We start from the raw sequence: 21930 nt of genomic DNA, 5'->3' as shown, positions 1-21930 counted from the left end.
AACTTACCATTGTCATAAAGCAGCCTTATCGAGCTGGCTAAGGGCAAAGGCGTAGGCTCCGATGGAGGTAGCGCGTGAAGTTCCCAGCCGGCTTACTCCCACCCCGATACGCTTAAGCGGGTCGTAGGTAATCTTTTTGTCGCTGAATGGAACCTGTATCTCCTGCTTGTCGCCGGTAAGGAATTTCTGGAGATCTTTTTTATTTTCGAGGTTAAACACCCGTATTTCCAGGCGAGAGAGATGACCGCCGCCAGGGGTATCGAACTTACGGTTCATCTCACTAACAAGATGCTGCAAGAACAAAGGATGAGCACCGGAGATTCCGCCACCCAAAACGATGATGCCATCCACCATTGTCGCTGCATTGGCCAGTGAATCACCGGCAGCGATGGCAAATTTCTGGTACGCCGTGACGGCAGCTTTGCGGTTGCCTTCTACCTTTCCCATTCCTATATCAAAAATCGATTGCGGCGTAGGCACTATCACCTCGTCGAGCCGTGCAGCGCGGGCATAGGCTTTGCGAATGCCGCGAATGCTCACACTTTCTTCCGCGCTGTAAAAAGGATGCACTTTATTACGGATGCGGTTGATCTCGCCTTGTGCCGAGTTATCTCCACAAAATAACTGTCCGTTGCTCACAATGCCGCCGCCAAAGCCGGTTCCAAAAGTGGCACCCAAAAGGTTGTGATAACGTTTGGGGTTTTTGTTCTCCTCAAGCATGGCATTCACTTCGGGCAGCAAGCCGCTGATGGCCTCACCGTATGTAAACAGGTCACCGTCGTTGTTGATGAAAACAGGAATTTCAAATTTCTCTTCGAGCATGGGGCCCAAGGCTACGCCGCCACGAAACAGTGGCAGATTCGCCAGATCTCCGATAATTCCCAGCAGATAATCGGCTGGCCCCGGAAAAGCAAAACTGATGGCCACCGGCGGAGTATCAAGAAGGTTTTTTACCTCCTCAAAACCCTGAATGATGCGCTGCAGGATCGTGTTCAAAGCGTCGGCATGTGCTGAAAGTGTGATGGGTGCTACCACTTCGGCACCGCCCTGTATGGCCGAAAAAACCAAATTCGTTCCGCCGGCATCCAGCGTCATCACTATTCTTTTCTCGTCGTGTAGGTTGGATTGTATCATCTTTTCTAAATTTTTCAGGAATATCATTTTATTTTAAATCACCTCCCCACAGTATGGTTTAGGCGATTTCAGACGGACAAAGATAGCTGAAAATCCTTTCCGGCTTCACATGTATGCCAATCTCTCTAAATCTCAAAACCCAGGAAAACCAAATCCAAATAAATCTCAATTTCAAATAATTGATTTTTGTTTTTAAAATTTGTTTGAGATTTGGAATTTCACCATCAATGTGCTTCGAGCCAGTTGTTGCCGGTATTCATATCTACCACAATGGGCACGCTAAGCGGGATTGCGTTTTTCATGCCCTGCTCAACGATCGTTTTCAGTGACTCCACCTCGCTTTTCACTGCATCAAACACAAGCTCATCATGCACCTGCAGGATCATGCGCGAGGCAAGGTTTTGTTTTTTCATCTCATCAAAAATCCTAATCATGGCCACTTTGATCATATCTGCCGAAGAGCCTTGCACCGGTGCGTTGATGGCGTTTCGTTCGGCAAAGCCGCGAACGGTAGCGTTGCCCGACCGGATATCGGGCAGATAACGACGGCGCCCCATGATGGTTTCCACGTAGCCATTTTGCCTGGCAAAACGAATGGTTTTTTCCATGTAATCTTTGATACCGGGATATTTTGCAAAATAATTGTCGATGATTTCACGTGCCTCTGATCGCGGAATATTGAGGCGGTCGGCCAGTCCAAAGGCCGATATTCCGTAGATAATGCCAAAGTTGACCATCTTGGCGTTGCTACGCATCTCACGACTAACCACATCCAGATTTACATCATAAACGCGCGCTGCCGTAGCGGTGTGGATATCCAGTCCCTGGCTGAAAGCTTCCTGCATGGCTTCGTCGCCGCTCAGGTGTGCGATGATGCGTAATTCTATCTGCGAATAGTCGGCAGCCAGCAAGGTATAATCTGGGCTGCCCGGAACAAAAGCCTTACGAATCTCGCGTCCCCTCTCGGTGCGGATGGGAATATTCTGCAGGTTAGGATTGGTCGACGAGAGACGCCCGGTGGCTGTCACTGCCTGGTTGTAGCTCGTGTGCAGACGGCCATCACGTGGGCTAAGCATCTGCGGCAGCGGATCCACATAAGTAGATTTCAATTTGGTAAGCGATCGATAATCGAGAATATCGGCAACTATAGGATGACTTTTTTCCAGCCGCGAAAGCACATCCTCGCCGGTAGCATATTGCTTGGTTTTGGTGAGCTTAGGCTTATCGCTAATTTTCAGTTTTTCGAAGAGGACGATGCCGAGTTGTTTGGGCGAACCCACATTGAATTTTTCACCGGCAAGGGAAAAGATATTCTCCTCCACCCCGGCAATCTCCTCCTCAAGCTGCAGCGAAAAGGCCTTTAGTGCCTCCGTGTCGAGCGCTACTCCGGAGGCTTCCATGTCGCCAAGGACATACATGAGCGGAATTTCTATCTCATCAAAAAGCCGGCGCACCTTGTTGGTTTCGAGCAGTGGCTCCAACACCTGCCGCAACTGCAGCGTGATGTCGGCATCTTCGGCAGCATAATCAACCACCCGCTTCAGATTGGTTTTATGCAACTGGCGCAGATTGAGCTGCTTGCTGCCCTTCTTTTCGGTAAGCTCGTCGTAAGTAATGGTTTTATAATTGAGCAGATGACGCGCCAGGAAGTCCATACCGTGTTGCTGGTCGGGTTCGATGAGGTAATGCGCCAGCATGGTATCGAATAATTTTCCGCGTATTTGCACATCGTACAACCGCAGTACGGCGATGTCGAACTTTAGATTCTGGCCGGTTTTTTCGATGGCTTCATCCGCGAAAAGCGATTTGAATTCATTTACAATTTCCTGTGTCTTCTGCTCATCGTCGGGCATGGGCACATAATAAGCCTCGCCTGGTTTGGTGGCAAAAGAAATCCCGAGCAGTTCGCAGTTGTTGGCATCCACGTCGGTGGTTTCGGTATCAAAACAAAAACTCCCGCTACTTTTCAGCTCATCGATAAGTTGACGGCGTTTTTCGGGTGTGTCGGCAAGTTTATATTTTGCTTTTTGATTATCAATCGTTTTAAGCGACTCCACCTCCACCCCAGCCTGACTGAACAGGTCTTGCTGTTGCGCAGCTATTTTTGCAGTAGCGTTATCGCCGGTTTCTTTAAAATGATCAAAAATACGCTGTGCAAAAGTTTTGAATTCGAGTTCAACAAAAAGCTCCTGTAAAGCATCAAAGTCGGGCGCTGAAAGTTTCAACTGATCCGCTTTGAAATATATGGGCACATCCAGATCGATTGTCGCCAGCATCTTGCTTTCCTTGCCCTGGGCAGCAAACTCTTTTACGTTCTCGGCCATTTTCCCTTTTAGCTCGTGGGCGTGCTCAATCACGTTTTCGAGTGAGTCATATTTCTTCAGCAAAGTTTTCGCCCATTTCTCGCCTATGCCAGGGATACCGGGAATGTTGTCGCTGGCGTCGCCCCACAGCCCCAACATATCTATCACCTGCTCGGGGCGTTCTATCTCGTATTTATCACAAACTTCTTTCACACCCAGCACTTGTGCTTTGTTACCCATGTATGCAGGTTTGTAAATGAAAATATTGTCGGAAACCAGTTGCCCGAAATCTTTATCAGGCGTCATCATATAGGTGGTAAAACCTTCCTTTTCGGCCTTTTTGGCCAGCGTTCCAATCACATCGTCGGCCTCGTAGCCATCCACAAAAAGCAACGGAATATTAAAACTTTCGACGAGCCGATAGATGTAAGGGATGGCTGTGGCAATATCTTCGGGCATCTTCTGGCGGTTAGCTTTGTATTCCACAAAACCCTCGCTGCGCAAGGTAGGTGCCTGCGTATCGAAAGCCACGCCGATATGGGTAGGTTTTTCGTTTCGGATGATCTCGAACAACGAATTTGCAAAACCAAGAATTGCAGAGGTGTTAAGGCCGGTGGAGGTAATGCGCGGATTTTTGTTGAGCGCGTAATAGGCGCGGTAGATCAGCGCCATGGCATCGAGCAGGAAGAGCTTTTTATTTTCGGGCATATTTATTTAGTTGCTAATATTTGTGATAACGTATTCAGCAAAAGTAGGTAAAAAATATGCGAAGAGTGGAGGGCATAGGGTGAAGGGAAAAGTTAACGTGCAAGTTAGAAAGAAATTCAATCAGGACTGTTTTTATTAAAAAGTTTCTTTTGGCCTAAAAATAAAACCATGAACAGACTATAGCAACACCTCAGCAATTTATTTTTTTTCACTTTTCCTCCGCGCCTCTCCGTCTCTGCGGTTTATTTCTTATTTTTCATTTTCCCTCCGCGTCTCTCCGTCTCTGCGGTTTATTACATTTTTTTCATTTTCCCTCCGCGTCTCTCCGCCTCAGCGGTTTGTTTCTTCTTCTTCTTTTCCCTCTGTGTCTCCGTGCCTCAGTGGTTTGCTCTTTTCGTTTTTACGACTAAAAGTTCACAATCTTTAATCCCCTGAAATAGCTCTTACAGCCGCGTCTCAAGTTTTTTAACCATCACAGCTTTCCAGGTAGCAAAGGTGCCGTCGAAGATTTTTTCGCGGGCTGTACTTACCAGCCACAGATAAAAAGCGATGTTGTGCAGGCTGGCGATCATCGGCGCCAGATATTCGTTGGCGATAAACAGGTGCCGCAGGTAAGCCCGGCTATACTGGCTATCGACAAAGGAGAGGCCGTTGGGGTCGAGCGGTGAGAAGTCGTTTTTCCACTTTTCGTTTTTCATATTCATAATTCCCTCGCTGGTAAAAAGCATGCCGTTGCGGCCATTGCGCGTAGGCATCACACAGTCGAACATATCAATTCCTGCCGCTATTCCCTCCAGAATATTCACCGGAGTACCCACGCCCATCAGGTAACGCGGCTTGTCTTTGGGCAGAATGCCACAAACCAGTTCGGTCATCTCGTACATCATCTCGGCGGGTTCGCCTACCGACAATCCACCGATGGCATTTCCTTCAGCGTTGCGCGAAGCGATGTATTCAGCCGACTGCCGGCGAAGGTTGGCAAAAGTGCTGCCCTGCACTATCGGGAAAAGTGACTGGTTGTAGTCGTAACGCGGCGGCGTGTTGTCGAAGCGATCGATACAGCGGTCGAGCCAGCGGTGCGTGCGTTCCAGCGAGTTGCGGGCATAGTCGTAATCGCACGGCCAGGGCGTACATTCGTCGAAAGCCATGATGATGTCGCCGCCAATGGTGCGTTGCGTGTCCATCACATTTTCGGGTGTAAAAAGATGCTTCGAGCCGTCGATGTGCGAACGAAACTGAGCGCCTTCCTCGGTAAGCTTGCGTTGTGCTGCCAGCGAAAAAACCTGATAGCCACCGCTGTCGGTGAGGATGGGTCGGTTCCATCCATTGAATTTGTGCAGTCCGCCGGCTTCCTCCAGCACTTCCAGCCCCGGGCGTAAATAGAGATGATAGGTATTGCCCAGGATAATCTGTGCCTGCGCATCTTCGTGCACATCGCGGATATGAATGGCTTTCACGGTGCCTGCCGTTCCCACGGGCATAAAAATCGGCGTCTGTATCTTGCCGTGGTCGGTGGTAATGGTTCCGGCGCGCGCCGAAGATTGGGTGTCGGTAGCTTCTAAAGTAAACTGCATGAGGGTGCCTTGAAAATTATTTTTAAAAATGGCGGCAAAGATAACCATCTAAAAAAAGGCGCTGGCGGAGAAAGGTATTGTCGCTGCTGGAAGCACGCGTATTGGGTGTTGTGTTTTTTGTTTTTAAAAATCATCTGAAAGAAAGTATTACTTAGCTTTGCCGCCTAAATTAATGAGCGCAAAGCAATGAGGAATCCTGTAATCACATTGGCCTTTGACAATCGCCGCGAGAAGCCCGTGGCGAGCCTGATTTTTGAGAAGGATTACAGTCACTTTGGCCATCAATCCCCGGGATACGAAAGTTCAAAAACCAAAGAGATTAATACGCAAAGTTTCAAAGGAATTGTTGTGAAGTTTAAAAAACCATTTAAATTTGAAATATTATGAAGCAGCTACTTCTCATTTTATTGACGCTCGTATCAGTAAATCTTATTTCTCAAAATGCCACCCAGATATATAATTTCGGAGGCAAAGACCTGAAGGTTAATAGTAAATATGATTGCTCTGAAAAGCATATTTTGGAAGCAAGTGATTTTAGTATTGTAAATGTAAAGATCCCTAAATGGATATTTAAGATGAGTGACCCCGATGAGCTGAACGAAGTATTTGATGAAAGTATAACAGAAAAATTCACTGTTCTTAAAAAAAGAAAAGTTGAGTTTAAATCATTCGGAAACAAATTTAGTGGCTTTTTATACAAAATAGAAAAAGACGGGAAGATTAAATATCTTATCACTTCGTTTGGGATTATTGAAGACGCCATTAATCTCTCACTTAAAATTAGCGATAAGGATTTCGATTTCGACAAGTGTAATTTACCAAGCGAACTGGTTAACTTAATCAAGATAACAGAACTGCATTAACTTGTGGTGGTAAATTAGGCTTCTTGCTTGACGATGGGATAGAGTCCACGGAAGCGCGTCCCGGCGAATTACCCCGAAATTCAATGTCTCTTGCTGACCCCCCGAAAAAATAGAAGATTTTTAATTTTCTTAATTTTTAAACCCTTCGATAGGAAATAATTCTTAGTTTTGGCATCTCAAATTAATGAGCGCAAAGCAATGAGGAAACCTTTAATCACATTGGCTAATGACACCCACCGCGAGAAGTCCTTGGTAAGCCTGATTTTTGAGAAGGACTGCGGAGGTTCAAAAACAACTGAGTTTTTCAATTGGGTTCAAACCGATTTTTCAAAAGATGAACTGAGAAACATTATCAATCCATTGGGTGATTTCGGCTAAGTTTTGCAAAAGGTAATGAAGAAATAAACGTGATATTACGTTTACATAGATGTTATGTGCCAATTATAAACCATACTAAAATGAACTAAATGAGAACATTTAATGAACGAGAAAAACAATTTATTGAAATTCTCAGTGGCATTGATTATAATAATATTGATTTTTTAAGCTACCACCTTCAAAATGAATATTTTTTGAAAGATGATAATAAGGCATTAATCGTACATAAAAAAGAAAAAATAGCAGCTCTTTATGTTAAAAAAAAAGAATTTGACAACTTAGAATTAAGAAAAAAAGAATATTACCTTTTTATAGAATTAATCTCATTAATCGAATATTTAAAGACGAACAGATACATCACTATCTTTCCAATGGATGATGGAAATGACTCTGGGCTAATGGTTATGAAAGAATCTTTTAACGCCTGGACTGACCCCAAAAGCAATATTTTGTATTTTAATAAACACGGTCTACATCTAAATACTTCAGCGCAAATTGTTGATAAAACTGGTAAGATAATTTATGAAGGTTTTATACTTACGCCCGGAATGTATAACTGGATTTTAGAGAATATGCAAGGTCTCGTTGTTGTTTCTGAAGAATTAAGAGATTTAAAGTCAAATGGTTTTAAAACAAAGGAAGATAGAAAATTCAAAAAAAGTCAAAATGTAGCTTGGGTAAGTATATTTCTTGCTTTTTTTATCGGGTTTAGTAGTCTAATAATTCAAGGATTTCAAATTTTTTCAACAAGTACTAAAGAAACAAAAGTCATATTAAATCCGACACAATTTCAAACATTAATAAAAAATCAAGATAGCCTTTTTAGTATGGAGTCAAATATAGAATTAGAGCTTCAAAAATTAAAAAATGATACAATAAAAAAATAACAGGCATTAACAAGCGCTATGTAAAATTGCCTAGTTTTTAGTAACTTGCAAGTGAATTTCTCGTTTGCATCCTTGTCCTGGTGGACAGGACGCGAACAACGAAATCGACAACTAGCCATACCGAAAAAAGTAAAAACGCGCATCCCGTACCCACGGGATGCGCGTCTTTAAATCTTCAAATTTCTAAGCACGAATTACCGAATCACCAGTTTCTCCGTCTTAATTCCATCGCTGGTGGTTACCGTGAGTATGTACATCCCTTTGGGGTGGCCGCTTAGGTTGTTGTTTGTTTTCGCCGTTCCAGGCAAATTTGTAAACCATTGTTCCGGTGAGGTCGTAGATTTTCACGTCCGCCTTTTCGATGTTGTTTCTGCCGGAATACATTGCTCCTTGCTGACCCCGAAAATAGAAACATTTTCAATTTTCTTGATTTTTAAACCCTTCGATAGGAAATAATTCTTAGTTTTGGCATCTCAAAATGAATGAGCGCAAAGCAATGAGGAAACCTGTATTCATATTGGCTAATGACACCCACCGCGAGAAGTTCGTGGCGAGCTTGATTTTTGAGAAGGATTGCGGGCTCATGGGTCAGCAACTCCAAGGGCACGTAGGTGTAATAACTACTTAACATACATAGACATAGTTTACCAAGTGAAAAAAAAGAGCCAATGCACAAATAGCACATTTGGTCTTTGCCAACGCATTACTAAAGGACTGACATAAATAATGAACATAACACAAATAGAAATAAACCTGCAAGTACTGATTGCAACCTTTAATAAAGAGACCTTTATTTATGAGCTGCTCTTATCTTATGGTTTACCCAAAGCATCGATTACAAGACTGAGAAAAGGGAACCTCAATTTATCGAAAGTTGAAGATGAAATATCCTGGAAGAAGAAACTGTTTTTTAGAGAGGAGCAGAAAGAGGATTTGCATTTAACCATATCTGAAATAGCAAAAGAGCTGAAACGCAACGAACGATTTGTAATAGTAACCGATTACGAAACTCTTTTGGCTATTGACACCAAAACAGATGATAAGCTGGACATTGCTCTAAAAGATTTACCAGAGCATTACGATTTCTTTTTGCCGTGGGCTGGTATGGAAAAGGCACAACACGCCAACGAAAACCCAGCCGATGTAAAAGCTGCCGAAAAAATGGCAAAACTTTTCGACGAAATCAAAAAGGACAACCCCAATGATTCGCCTGAATTTATTCACGGATTGAATGTTTTCCTATCTCGGCTGTTGTTCTGCTTTTTTGCAGAGGATACCCACATTTTTGAAGACAGTCAATTTACCAACGCCATTGACTCACATACACAAACGGATGGGAGTGATTTAAATACTTATTTAGATACTCTCTTTACGGTGCTAAACACTCCCAAAGGCGATAGACGAGCACTGAGCGGAGCCGAAGTTCCCGAATATTTAAAAGCATTTCCTTTTGTAAATGGTGGTTTGTTTGAGAAAGAACACAAAACACCAAAATTCTCCCGTAGTTCCCGAGCGGCAATATTAAATAGTGGAGATCAGGATTGGTCTGCCATTAATCCTGATATTTTTGGATCAATGTTTCAGGCGGTTATTGGAGCGGCTCAACGAGGAAGTTTAGGACAGCACTATACTTCTGTTCCAAACATTATGAAAGTGATTAAACCACTTTTCTTGAATGAGCTGTACGAAGAGTTTGAAGATTCAACAAACTCAGCACTCACAGAAGCAACGAAACAAAAGAAACTAAACGCCCTACTAAATCGAATTCATAACCTTAAAATATTTGACCCCGCCTGTGGATCCGGCAACTTTTTAATTATTGCCTACAAAGAACTCCGCATTTTAGAAATGAAGATTTTTAAGGCTGGCAATATGATGGCACTTTCGGGCATACAACTCTCACATTTTTACGGAATTGAGATAGACGATTTCGCTGGAGAAATTGCCAAGCTTGCACTTTGGCTTGCAGAACACCAAATGAATGTGGAATTCTTTAAAGAGTTCGGAAGAACCAACCCAACATTACCATTAAAAGAAGCAGGAAAAATTGTGCAAGGCAATGCAACTCGTTTGGATTGGGAAATGGTTTGCCCAAAGGAAAAAGGTGATGAAATTTATATTTTGGGAAATCCGCCTTATGTTGGAGCTAAATTGCAAGAGAAATCCCAAAGAGATGATTTAGCATTTGTTTTCAAAGGGGTTAATGGATTTAAAAATTTAGATTATATAGGTATCTGGTTTTTCAAAGGAGCAAAATATATAAAGAATACAAATTTTGAATTAGCTTTTGTTTCAACAAAATCAGTTGTTCAGGGGAATCAAGTTGGATTACTTTGGCCAAGTTTATTTGAGCATAATATTGAAATTGGTTTTGGTTATGCCCCTTTCAAATGGACAAATAATGCCAAAGACAAAGCTGGCGTACAGGTAATTATTCTATCTATCAGAAATAAACAATCAACAAAGAAAAAATATTTATTTACTGATTTTAAAAAGGAAGTTTCCAATATTGGTCCTTATTTAAATGACGGTCCTTCAATAATAGTACTAAGTAGAAGAACTAATTTATCCAAACTACCAGAAATGGTTTTTGGAAATATGCCATTGGAAGGTAATTTTCTAAAACTATCAAGTACTGAGAAGGAATCCTTTGAAGCTGAAGACAGCAGGACAAAGAAATTTATTAAACCTCTAATTGGGGGTGCTGAATTTTTAAAAGGAATTGACCGGTATTGTTTATGGATTGAGGATGATAACCTGAAAGAAGCTTTAAGTATAGACTCTATAAAAGAACGAATTATACAGGTAAAAGAATTTAGACAAAATAGTGGTGAAGTAGCCAGAACTTTGGTAAATCGTTCTCATCAGTTTCGATATAGAAGAATTGCTACAAATAATTTTTTGCTCATCCCTTGCACTACATCAGAACGAAGAGATTTTATGCAATGTGGTTTTTTTGACAATAAATTTATTGTAATGCATTCTGCTCAAGCAATATATGATAGTGACCCATATATTTTGGGAATATTATCTTCTAAACTTCAAATGCTATGGGTTAAAGCTGTTGGAGGTTACTTAGGAACAAGCATTAGATATTCAACGGAAATATGTTACAACACCTTTCCATTCCCCCAAATCTCAACGCAACGCAAAAACGAAATTACCCAAGCTGTATTTCGCATTTTAGAAGAGCGAGAAAAGCACCCCGAAAAAACATTGGCACAACTTTACGATCCCGATAAAATGCCAAAGGGTTTGCGTGAAGCACACCGACAAAATGATGAAATCATTGAAAAATGTTATCGTAGTACCCCATTTAACAGCGATGAAGAACGTTTGGAGTATCTGTTCAAACTCTATGAGAAAATGATTGAGGAAGAAAAAGAGGAAGGAACTCTGTTTGCGAAAGAGAAATCCAAACGTAAAAAGGGAAAATGATGAATAATAAAAATAAAAAAAGAAAATATGCCAGACATAGTAAAAGTACATTACAATCAAACAGGGGAGAGTGTTAATATAGATGAAACCGGGATGCGGCCAATGGCAGCAAGGGCTTATGAGTCACGCGATGCTCAATATTTATTAATAAAAGCTCCACCTGCCTCAGGAAAGTCCAGGGCATTAATGTTTATTGCATTGGATAAATTGAAAAACCAAGGACTGAAAAAAGTCATTGTTGCAGTTCCCGAACGTTCAATTGGTAGTTCTTTTGCGAAAACTAATTTAATAAAACAAAATCATTTTTTTGCGAATTGGGAGCCAAACGATAAATTCAACCTTTGTACGCCGGGAGGTGATTGGAGTAAAAGTAAAGTTCAGGCTTTCCATGCTTTTATGGATAGTGATAATGAGCAAATCCTTATTTGCACACACGCCACTTTGCGCTTTGCCTGTGAAGAATTAGACGAAACGAGGTTTGACAATACCCTATTGGCAATTGATGAATTTCATCATGTGTCGGCCGATGCTGAAAGCAGATTGGGAGATTTGCTGCGTGAAATTATGCGTAAATCGAAGGCCCATATTGTGGCCATGACGGGTACGTTTTTCAGAGGAGATAGTGTTCCTATTCTGCTTCCTGAGGATGAGGAGAAGTTTACCAAAGTAACTTACAACTACTACGAGCAGCTAAATGGTTATCAATATTTAAAATCATTGGGGATTGGTTATCATTTCTATCAAGGGAAATACACCAATGCCATAATGGAAGTTTTGAATACCGACCAAAAAACTATTCTGCATATTCCTAATGTAAATTCGGGCGAATCGACCAAAGACAAACACAATGAAGTTGATTTTATAATAGATGCCATTGGCGATGTAACAAAGCAAGATGCAGACACAGGCGTAATATATGTAAAAAGGTATTCGGATGGTAAAACCATAAAAGTTGCCGATTTGGTGGAAGACAACCAAAAGGAACGCGATAAAATTGTGAACTACCTTAGAAAAATGGATTCCTTAGATGATATGGATTTGATTATCGCTTTGGGAATGGCAAAAGAAGGTTTTGACTGGCCATATTGTGAACATGCTTTAACGGTCGGTTACAGAGGTTCGTTAACCGAGATTATCCAAATTATTGGCAGAGCAACAAGAGATAGCGATAATAAAACTCATGCACAGTTTACCAACTTAATCGCGCAGCCCGATGCCGCAGATGATTTGGTGAAACTTTCTGTAAACAATATGCTTAAAGCTATTACTGCCTCATTACTAATGGAACAGGTTTTAGCTCCAAACTGGAAATTCAAAACAAAAGTAAATGACGATGACAAAGCGAAACCTGGCGAAATTCTTATTGGACCAAGTCGTAATGGTAAAATCTTTAGAGAGCCCAGTTCTAAAAGAGTTAGAGATATTCTTGAACAAGACTTAATCGATTTAAAAGCCAAAATTTTACAGGATGATACAATGCTAAAAGCAATGCCCGGAAATGTAGACCCTGAAGTAATTAACAAAGTTCTGATTCCAAAAATCATCAGAATAAAATATCCCGATTTGTCAGATATAGAAGTTGAGGAGGTTCGACAACACGTAGTAGTTGATTCAGTTATCAAGAATGGAGAAATTAAGGAGATTGGCGACAAACGATTTATCCGAATGGCTGGTTCGTTTGTCGACATCGACGATATTCATATTGATTTGATAGATAGAATTAATCCATTTCAAAAAGCATTTGAAATCTTGTCAAAATCGGTAACAACAAAGGTTCTGAAAGTTATTCAAGACCATATTGAAGCCACAAGAATTAATATGGATTTTGAGGAAGCAAAAATACTTTGGCCTAAAATTAATGAGTTTATTCAAATGTACAATCGAGAGCCAAGTCTAAGTTCATACGACCCTTTGGAGAAGCGAATGGCTGAATGCATTATTTATCTGAAAGAAGAAAAACGAAAAAGAGCTGAAGCAAATGGATAAGGAAAAGGTTTTAAACGATATTTTCAAAAATGATCCTTTAGGCTTGCTTAATTTTAAGCATAAACAATCTAATGTCCGAACCGCGGATGAGCGTTTATTATCTTCATTTCAAGAAATAAATGATTTTGTAGAAATTAATGGAAAAGAACCAAAGCCTAACCCAAGTAATATTTCAGAGTTTCAATTGTATTCCCGTCTTAAAAACTTGAAAGAAGATGAAACCAAAATTGGCTTATTAAAGGAACATGATATTCATAATTTATTACCTGTTTTAGAATCGAATCAAGTAAACGAGCCAAAGTCAGAATATAGAAAACCAAAAGAGATAAATTCTATTGATGATTTATTAAGTGATGATTCGATGGATATTTTGGGCGGTGATTCAGAAGGCTTATTTGATTTCAATCACACTCCGAAGGATTATGAAAGAGCCCAAGCTGATTTTGTAGCACGAAGAAAACCTTGCAAAGATTTTGACAAGTATAAATCAATATTTATTGAGGTTCAGAAGGACTTGGCGAACGGAAAGCGTAAACTTATAGATTTTAAAGAAGATAATTTGAGAGAGGGTGATTTTTACGTTCATAACGGTGTTTTGCTGCTTCTTGAAAAAGTGGATATCTCCCAGGAAGAGCAAACCTTTACAAGTGGCAAAAGGATCAGAAAAGACGGTAGAACCTTATGTATTTTTGAGAATGGTACAGAATCAAATATGTTGTATCGTTCTTTGGCTAAAATCCTTTATGTAAACGGTAGAGTTGTTACACAAAACATTGACAAAATAAATGAAGAGTTCATCGGGAAGTTTAGCAATGTTACAAGTGAAGATGAAGAAGCCGGATATATTTATGTTCTGAAATCAAAAAGCCAGGATGAGCAAATTACATCCATACAGAATCTTTATAAAATTGGCTATTCTAAAACAGAAGTTGAAGAAAGAATAAAAAATGCTGAAAAAGAACCGACCTACTTAATGGCTCCCGTAAACATTCAGGGAGCCTGGAAATGTTTCAATATGAATCCACAGAAATTAGAACAATTACTTCATAATTTTTTTGGAACCTCCTGTTTAGACGTGGACGTATTTGACGGAAAAGGCAAAAGATATGCACCAAGGGAATGGTTCATTGCGCCAATAGAAGTTATTGAACAAGCGATAGAATTGATAATAAATGGAAAGATTGTGAACTATAAATTTGATGCTGAGAATATGATGATAATTAGGAAATAGCCAATCCAAAAGCCATACACATTTGCAATTCGCACAAGTCATCGCTCAGACCAAAAATTACAAAAGAGCTTGCCTACCCCCATCAGACGACGGAAGGAAAAGATGCAGCAAAAATAAAATATTCTTTAAAAACGGTAAGTTCAAAAAGATTGTGATAAAAGATGTTCAAGGCAAAGAACCTCTGGATGTTCAAAACTTGAAAAAGTTCAAGAAAATAATAGAACTTTACCGAGATGATATTGTAAGAAAGTGGATAGATTTCTTTGTTTACAATATTGAAATTTCTCCGGAAAAAATAACAAAAAAAATATAGGATTATGGTAATCTCCATTACAAAAGCAGATTACATTGGAGGGTATAAAATTAAATTTTCATTCTCCGATGGAGTTGAGAGATTGATTGATTTCTCACGATTTTTAAAGAATGCAAAAAATCCAATGACCAGGAAATTTCTTGATGAGAAACGATTTAGAAACTATTCGATTGATTACGGAGACATAATTTGGAATGATTACGAAATGTGCTTTCCGATTTGGGATTTACACGAAGGGAAAATATAAACGCCAGCTAACCACGGTCATAAAACATTGTGATTTAAGGCCACGCATAAAGTTCCGTGTAACTTGACAGGAAAGTGCCCCGAAAACGGCAACTAACCATACCGTCAGCATTAATGATAAAAAAAAGCGCATCTCATGGGTACGGGATGCACGTCCGAATTATCTCGAAAATTAGAAACTTTCAATTCCCTTGACTTTTAAAACCATTTGAAAAGAAGTATTGCTTAGCTTTGCCGTGTAAATTAATGAGCGCAAAGCGAATGAGAAACCCTGTAATCACATTGGCTAATGACACACACCGCGAGAAGTCCGCGGTAAGCCTGATTTTTGAGAGGGACTGCGGAAGTTTAAAAACAACTGAGTTTTTCAATTGTGCTCAACACGATTTTTCAAAAGATGAGCTGAGAAACATTATCAATCCGTTGGGTGATTTCGGCTAAGTTGTGTAAAAGGTACACATGCAAGCCCAAATGTGTAAGTGTACCTTTTGCAAGTTGTAATGAAGAAATAAACGCGATATTACATTTACACAGACGTTACCACACATATAAAAGAGACCGATGACAACAGAAGAAATTATAGAATTACTTAAAGAAAGAGAATCTGATTTTTTGAAAACCAAGACATTTTCACAGCTTCCTGGAATTTATGCGTTTTTTTATATTGGCAACGACTTTCCATTATTAGGTGATTCAGTTTCTAAACATCAAATAATATACATTGGGAAAACTGAATCAAGCCAAGAAAATAGAGATTCAAAAACGCATTTTACAACTGGGAAAACTGGAAGTTCGACAGTCAGAAAGTCTATCGGTTCAATATTATGCTTTCAAGAGAATTTAATGCCAATTCCAAGGAATGACAGTGACTATGCAAAAAGGAGATTTAGCCATTTCAAATTTGACAACCCAAGTGAAATAAAAATTACAGACTGGATGAAAAAGAATATGGCTTTGTCATTTTACGAATATCCTGAAAGCAAAGAGAAAATTGACAAATTAGAGACAGAAATAATAAAACAATTAAAACCGATTTTAAATATTGACCATAAAAATCCTGAGAATCCATATCTAAATCAAATAAAGCAATTAAGAAAAAATTGTGCTTCGATTGCAATTAAAAGTTCAGACTTTAAAAATCAAAATCCTGAAAAAATGAAAACAAACAAAACAGAAATTACAAAAAAGCCTCTTGGCATTTCTACTTCTGGAATTGTATACATTGATAACATCTCGGAAAGTGATGTTAAAAGCCGTAACATAAGAATTAAAGTTGAAAACAAACACTTATTCCCAGCGGAGAAATCAGGACAACCAATTTCTTATTCTTTGGACTTCAAAGCCGGAAATACGGACTTTATTGCAAAATATACGATTGGGTCAAAGGACAGAAAATCAAGAAGTGGAGTTCTGAAACTTGGAGATAGTATTTATCAAGAGACTTTGAAAATACAAAATGGAACAAATCTAAAAGTCAGCAAATCAAAGGATAATAAATACATTATTGAAAGATTATAATGAAATACATGTGGTAACAAAAAATATAGTGCATTTGGCAGATAGTGCTATAAATGAAGATGGTAGCAATAAATGAACATAGTAGTAAACTGAAAGTTTGGAGCGTTGAAATGCCAAGCTTGCCATATTCAAACCGATATTCTTCATTTGTATTCTGAAAAAAGCAACTAATAAATCATCTAAAAATGGAATCCAAATCACTTTCAATACAATCAAGTAATAACTTGCTATTATCCGAAGGAATTTCTAAATATCATAGCGCGCGTCAGGTAATCGTTGAGTACACTTCAATTAATTCAATTGAAAATAAACGGGATATCCAAAATAGAACAATTGATTTACTAGAAGATTTTCTTGCCTACAGCTATTCAACACCAGAAATCGAATTTATCAATTCTATCCTTGAAGACAACGCGAGGATTGTTAAGACCTCTGACTACAGTTCATTACGCTTAAAATCAATTCTTGAGAAGGCCGATCCCCAAGGCATCAAATTATTAAAAATAGAAGATGATATTGACCTTGCTAAGCTGAAAGTGCTTTACAAAAGAGCTGCTAAAGAACATCACCCTGACAAGGGAGGGAACCTTAAGACAATGCAAGCGGTAAATCGCACTTACGATCTTTTTATAGAGCTGATTTCCCAAAGTTCATATTTCGACTCAGGTGCTGACAGTGCTGGTTCATTCGTTGTTTCCCCGAAAAACATTGAGGACTTTATTTTCAGTGCCCACTATAATTTAGCAGTGATCTATGCAGATGCATTTGCAACTGATAGATTATTTCTTCACCTTAAGGAAATTCAAAGACTTCTAGGTGAAAATAGTAGCCCTTATGTCGGGCATTCCATTAGGGTGCATGTCGAGCGTAGCAATGAGATATACAAAATATGTAAGTCACTTGCTCGATTTGAAATGCGAGATGAACTAAAAGAAGCTACCCAAATCACTTTAAAACTTATCGAAAGATGTGTTCAGGATTGGGTTGTCCTTAACGAATCTGATTCTAAACCTAAATTAAAACACATATTAGATTTGGATTTGCTTAAAAGTAAGTTCGGAGGTTCGATAACCCTTCGCCATTTGAATCAGGCTGAAAATGCATTTCGACTTGGCAAAATTTCCAGGGAACGATATGAAAAAGCAAGAAAAAAATTCCTTGGAGAGAATGATTTGAAAATTGTCTGTGCCAATAAAGTAAACAGCTTCATATCAGAATACGGCTTTGCTAGCATCATCTCTAATTCAAACTATTCAACTGAAACAAATACCTCTAGCGATAGCTTGACTATTGCACCGTATTCATCAGATCGATTTGAGCTACTTCAAGAAAATCAAAAAGCTGAATACTTGAGCGCATTCAGTAAACCAAATGAAGGCCACTTGTTCGAAAAATACTACGATATCCGTGTAAACGAAATTCTGATTGGTCTTATCAAGAATTTTAGTGGAATTCCTATAGAGAAAATAATCTTTGAGGTAAATTATTTTAAAGATAATTTCAACCGTCAATTCAAGAAGTACGAAATAATACACGAGTTCATAGTCCATCTCAATAACCTCCCAGATGAATTGCGAGAAGAAAAGTTGAATATCTTATCCAGCTTAGATAGCACTAAAAGGAAAGAGAACGGTTATATTTTTGCTTTTCTAATGGAACCCCAATCTCAAGAAAAAGAAATGAGAATTGAGGTGACCAATCAGTACATCAATTTTGCTCTACAAGATTTACACAAAATAAGAGAATATAAAGATGGTGCGTCAAGTGAAACTGAGTTTGATATTGCTTGGAGAAGAGATATAACTCTGCTTAGGAAATTTAAAGAAACATCTGTGTCTAAAGAAAGAGAATTGGTCTGGTTTTCTATTGGGCGTTCTCCTGAAGACGTAGTAAGAACATCTGAAAATTATTTGAAAGAAATATTGAAACTAGGTGAACAGTTTCATCCAAAAAACACTGGTGAATTACAAATCGGATATGAGATAAATCGAATAACTACGGCCCTGGTCAAGCTGAATAAATGGGAGTCGGCACTTCATTGGTCTAAGTTGTTCTTTGAACTCCCATTAAGCTATCGTGATAGATCAACTAATAGTGAGCTGAAGGCGATTCAAAAAAGAATGAATCGATGCTTGAAAAAAACGAAAGGCTAAAACCATGTTTTACTACATGCCAGCTTTAAGCCTAACGCCCCAATGCGCTATCGCGTTAAATGGCAGGTATGAATATTTACAAATTTTCAATTTTCGTAATTTTTCGAAGACGTTCCTAATCCTCGGATTCCTATATCCAGAAACAAAACGAAGCTCTGCAGTAATTTCTAATTAATAACAAAAACGCGCATCCCGTAACCACGGAATGCGCGTCTCTACAATTCCATATTTCTACAAGCTGACTATCGAATCACCAGTTTCTCTGTTTTGATCCCATCGCTGGTAGTTACCGTTAGTATGTACATTCCTTTGGGGTGTCCGGCTAAATCTATGTTTGTTTTTTCGCCGTTCCAGCTAAATTTGTAAACCATTGTTCCGGTCAGGTCGTAGATTTTCACGTCCGCTTTTTGGATGGTGTTTCTGCCGGAAGTGGAAAATGCAAACTGTCCGTCGGAAGGATTGGGTTCGATGTTTATTTTTAAATCCTGAAACGACACCACCTCTTTGATGGATGTCAGGATCAAATCGTTGCTAAAGGTCACCAGGCCGCCGGCCACGTCGATCTCGGGGTTCCAGGTGTCGTTGCAGTTGGAACAGGTGACGCCGGTTACGCAGTCGGGATGGTTGGGATGGCAGTAGTCGATGTAGCCGGGAAAGAATTCATACATCAGATTTACATCCGAAAACGATAGCCAGGGCGTGAGATCGTACTGCCACAAAATCGGGATGCTTCCCGGGCACCAGCCATGGCGGTTGTGAAACCAGGTGCCGCTTTGGGGCTGGCATCCGCTGGGGCTTGGATTGCAGGTTTGCCACAGGTGCTGCTGGAATTCTACCGCCCCGTTGATCTTGATATTATGGGTGGCTTCGTAAAATTCGGCTGCGTTGGAAGTGTTTGTTTCGCCCCACGAAAACCCGCCACACATCAGGCGGAGATGCACCTTTTCGATGCCGGTGCTAAAGTTTAAGGTGTAAGGCTCCACCGGCTGCAGGTTGGCATAATCGCCAAAGGGATATAAATCCTGCCAAAGGTTATCCATCCAACTGTATTTATATTCGGGCGTGCCGGCCTGGTAATGGAAGGTGATGGAGGTGACGGATTGCGGGAAATTAATCCTGAAATCGACCCTGCCCTGCAACTGCGACACAAAATCAGTGATGTCGATCTCGTCGTCGCAGGCCACGCCATAAGGCGATACATATTTGAACAACTCCATCCATTCGCCATTGGCTCCGCGAATCTCGCACCGCCCTATCCGATCCCAGGGATCGCAGGGGCAGCCATAATTTAAAATTGCAGTTACCTGCGAATAGGTTCCTGCAAAAGCGGGCAGGACAAAGCTGGTGTCAAGACTGTTTTCTCCGGTAAAGATGTACGAATCTATCACACTAAAATCCATGGTTGGCGCGCTCGAAACCACTTCAAAATTAACGGCATCAGAAACCGAGACACCCCCGGAACTCGTGGCAGAAACGTTTACGGTGTAGGTTCCGTAAGAAGGCGGCGTCCAGTTGCCGATAAAAAAGCCATTGTTGGTCTCAAAACCATTCACCGCAAAGCCATCCACTACAAATTGCACGTCTGCTACACGCAGTATTTCGGGGTGTTCTATTTGGGTGGAAACCACAAACGACATGGCCATCAGCTCGGGCATCCGCACCACTTCGCCTTCCACGGCATTGCGTATCTGCATTTGCGGAATAACGGTGAGCGGGTCGATAACTTCAAACGATTGAATCACATCTGCCGCCGGAGCCACCGTGCTATTTCCCGGCTGGCTGGCGGTAATTTCGACCATTCCTGGTTCGCCGGTAAGCGTAACCACATTTCCACTGACGGTAGCAGGCCCAGCCGTAACGGCAAAACTTACAGGAAGTCCCTGGTTGGTCGTTGCTGTGAGCGCAAATGGCGCGTCGGTGGTGAGATGGTCGCCGATAGGATTGAAAGTAATGTATTGATAAAGCAACCCTCCTGTTTCGGGCTGGCGGAGTATAATATTGTCGAATCCGCTGGTATGCCCCAGGGCATGGATAAACATCTTGGTCCATTTGGCAGGGTCGGTTTTTGTTCCCGAGCCGGGCGTTAACCCCAGGTTAAGATCAGTGACTTCCTGCACCGGAACAAAGGCGCCGTTCATTTCTGCCACAAAATAAGTGATGCTGCCTGCGCCATCGTTGGCGTCGAGGTCGAGAAACAGTTTGTGGCGAAACCATCCTTCCAGCGAAGCGTAAGGCCAGGTAAACGGAAATATTGAGCCATTGGGCATAAAAAAGCTGACAATCTGTGGCAAAGCCTTGTTGCCCACATGAAAGCCGAAGCCGCCTTCGTTGGGTTCTATATTAATAACCGTTTCGATGCCCGGAAGCAAAAAGCCGTTGTTGTTGGCATCGTAGCCAAAGCCAAACAAAGTACCCCACCATCCGTTGAAAACCGTTATTTCTATTTCAACCGGGCCGCCCTTCGAAAAGTCAAACGGGAAGTCCTCCTGCGATAATCGCGATGCTGTACGCCCAACATTAGGGCCGCCATTCCCATAAAACAAGGCTTGTGTTCCATCGGGTGCTACTGCGCCAAGCATGGAGTAGGCCACTTCGAGGTCGAATTCGGCACCAACATTATTGGCAACGGTAGTCCAGTGGTCCACGCCATTTAAGTTGCCGATTTCAAGATCGTTGAAATCATAAATGTGCTCGATAACCTGCGCCTGAAGGCCAAGCGCAAGAAGCAGCGATAAGAAAAGGGTAGTTAGTTTTCTCATAGGATTTAATTTTTTAGTTCTGGTATCATACTTTTCAAAACGCTCATTAGAAAATACTATCAGCAAAAGTAGCATGATTTTTTTTTAGTGATTTATAATTTTCTTGATTTTAAGATGCGCAATTTACTTTATGATTTAGGAATTTAATTACTTTTGATGGATGAAACAAAAACACATAATAAATGGCACCCTCAGTAAAAAGGCAAAATGTCTTCATAATGCACCGGATATGGGACATTTAAAAAACGGGGAGGGGTCATAAAAACAAGTTGTCGGCAATCACCGAACACCCTAGTAAATGTTGACTGCAAACTCAAAAAATGAATAATACAAGTAACAAAAATATGAAAGACGTAATTCTATTAAACAATTTATTCAATGGAGAATATATTAAGGAAAAGGTTGGCGGAGAAATAATTAATATGTACCAATCAGACAA

14 protein-coding genes are annotated in these 21930 nt (G+C 40.5%); 10 read left to right on the top strand and 4 right to left on the bottom strand.

What is annotated here, in order from left to right:
- Positions 1–12: 12 nt before the first annotated feature.
- The 3 genes from VFC92_08550 to tgt all read right to left on the bottom strand — a co-directional run bounded on the left by VFC92_08550 (position 13) and on the right by tgt (position 5719).
- A complete protein-coding gene (locus VFC92_08550) occupies positions 13–1134 on the bottom strand; it encodes an ROK family protein (protein ID HZK08237.1) in 1122 nt (373 codons plus the stop codon).
- Between the two features lie 224 nt (positions 1135–1358).
- Entirely contained in the window at positions 1359–4145 is a 2787-nt protein-coding gene (polA, locus tag VFC92_08545; protein ID HZK08236.1) for a DNA polymerase I, read from the bottom strand.
- A gap of 443 nt (positions 4146–4588) precedes the next feature.
- On the bottom strand, positions 4589–5719 hold the full coding sequence (gene tgt, locus VFC92_08540) for a tRNA guanosine(34) transglycosylase Tgt (GenBank protein ID HZK08235.1): 1131 nt from the start codon (positions 5717–5719) through the stop codon (positions 4589–4591).
- A gap of 383 nt (positions 5720–6102) precedes the next feature.
- On the opposite strand from tgt, the gene VFC92_08535 reads away from it, so the two are divergent.
- The 10 genes from VFC92_08535 to VFC92_08490 all read left to right on the top strand — a co-directional run bounded on the left by VFC92_08535 (position 6103) and on the right by VFC92_08490 (position 18732).
- On the top strand, positions 6103–6582 hold the full coding sequence (locus VFC92_08535) for a hypothetical protein (GenBank protein HZK08234.1): 480 nt from the start codon (positions 6103–6105) through the stop codon (positions 6580–6582).
- A gap of 168 nt (positions 6583–6750) precedes the next feature.
- Entirely contained in the window at positions 6751–6960 is a 210-nt protein-coding gene (locus tag VFC92_08530) for a hypothetical protein (protein ID HZK08233.1), read from the top strand.
- An 89-nt stretch (positions 6961–7049) separates the two neighbouring features.
- Positions 7050–7847, top strand: a complete 798-nt coding sequence (locus tag VFC92_08525; GenBank protein HZK08232.1) for a hypothetical protein — start codon at positions 7050–7052, stop codon at positions 7845–7847.
- A gap of 726 nt (positions 7848–8573) precedes the next feature.
- Positions 8574–11285, top strand: a complete 2712-nt coding sequence (locus VFC92_08520; GenBank protein ID HZK08231.1) for a DNA methyltransferase — start codon at positions 8574–8576, stop codon at positions 11283–11285.
- A gap of 27 nt (positions 11286–11312) precedes the next feature.
- A complete protein-coding gene (locus VFC92_08515) occupies positions 11313–13271 on the top strand; it encodes a DEAD/DEAH box helicase family protein (protein ID HZK08230.1) in 1959 nt (652 codons plus the stop codon).
- Entirely contained in the window at positions 13264–14502 is a 1239-nt protein-coding gene (locus tag VFC92_08510) for a GIY-YIG nuclease family protein (protein ID HZK08229.1), read from the top strand. The genes VFC92_08515 and VFC92_08510 overlap by 8 nt, the downstream gene beginning before the upstream one ends.
- A 22-nt stretch (positions 14503–14524) precedes the next feature.
- Entirely contained in the window at positions 14525–14815 is a 291-nt protein-coding gene (locus tag VFC92_08505; protein ID HZK08228.1) for a hypothetical protein, read from the top strand.
- Between the two features lie 4 nt (positions 14816–14819).
- Positions 14820–15062, top strand: a complete 243-nt coding sequence (locus tag VFC92_08500; GenBank protein ID HZK08227.1) for a DUF2442 domain-containing protein — start codon at positions 14820–14822, stop codon at positions 15060–15062.
- Positions 15063–15622: 560 nt separating this feature from the next.
- Positions 15623–16579 carry a hypothetical protein gene (locus VFC92_08495; protein HZK08226.1) on the top strand — a complete coding sequence of 319 codons (957 nt, stop codon included), beginning with the start codon at positions 15623–15625 and terminating at the stop codon, positions 16577–16579.
- Between the two features lie 185 nt (positions 16580–16764).
- Positions 16765–18732, top strand: coding sequence for a hypothetical protein (locus tag VFC92_08490; GenBank protein HZK08225.1), 1968 nt, complete (start codon positions 16765–16767; stop codon positions 18730–18732).
- 242 nt (positions 18733–18974) lie between these two features.
- Here the strand turns inward: VFC92_08490 and VFC92_08485 are convergent, their stop codons facing one another.
- Positions 18975–21491, bottom strand: coding sequence for a T9SS type A sorting domain-containing protein (locus VFC92_08485; protein ID HZK08224.1), 2517 nt, complete (start codon positions 21489–21491; stop codon positions 18975–18977).
- Between the last annotated feature and the right edge of the window lie 439 nt (positions 21492–21930).

It is taken from the genome of Bacteroidales bacterium (genome assembly GCA_035647615.1).
Lineage (GTDB): Bacteria > Bacteroidota > Bacteroidia > Bacteroidales > 4484-276 > SABY01.
Note: the sequence above shows the minus strand (reverse complement) of the source record. Positions and strands in the feature narration are given on the sequence as shown.

Bases quoted from the DNA above. Each gene is read 5' to 3' on its own strand.
- VFC92_08520 (HZK08231.1), top strand. From the start codon at position 8,574: ATGAACATAACACAAATAGAAATAAACCTGCAAGTACTGATTGCAACC.
- polA (HZK08236.1), bottom strand. From the start codon at position 4,145: ATGCCCGAAAATAAAAAGCTCTTCCTGCTCGATGCCATGGCGCTGATC.
- VFC92_08535 (HZK08234.1), top strand. From the start codon at position 6,103: ATGAAGCAGCTACTTCTCATTTTATTGACGCTCGTATCAGTAAATCTT.
- VFC92_08485 (HZK08224.1), bottom strand. From the start codon at position 21,491: ATGAGAAAACTAACTACCCTTTTCTTATCGCTGCTTCTTGCGCTTGGC.
- VFC92_08525 (HZK08232.1), top strand. From the start codon at position 7,050: ATGAGAACATTTAATGAACGAGAAAAACAATTTATTGAAATTCTCAGT.
- VFC92_08495 (HZK08226.1), top strand. From the start codon at position 15,623: ATGACAACAGAAGAAATTATAGAATTACTTAAAGAAAGAGAATCTGAT.
- tgt (HZK08235.1), bottom strand. From the start codon at position 5,719: ATGCAGTTTACTTTAGAAGCTACCGACACCCAATCTTCGGCGCGCGCC.
- VFC92_08510 (HZK08229.1), top strand. From the start codon at position 13,264: ATGGATAAGGAAAAGGTTTTAAACGATATTTTCAAAAATGATCCTTTA.
- VFC92_08500 (HZK08227.1), top strand. From the start codon at position 14,820: ATGGTAATCTCCATTACAAAAGCAGATTACATTGGAGGGTATAAAATT.
- VFC92_08515 (HZK08230.1), top strand. From the start codon at position 11,313: ATGCCAGACATAGTAAAAGTACATTACAATCAAACAGGGGAGAGTGTT.
- VFC92_08550 (HZK08237.1), bottom strand. From the start codon at position 1,134: ATGATACAATCCAACCTACACGACGAGAAAAGAATAGTGATGACGCTG.
- VFC92_08490 (HZK08225.1), top strand. From the start codon at position 16,765: ATGGAATCCAAATCACTTTCAATACAATCAAGTAATAACTTGCTATTA.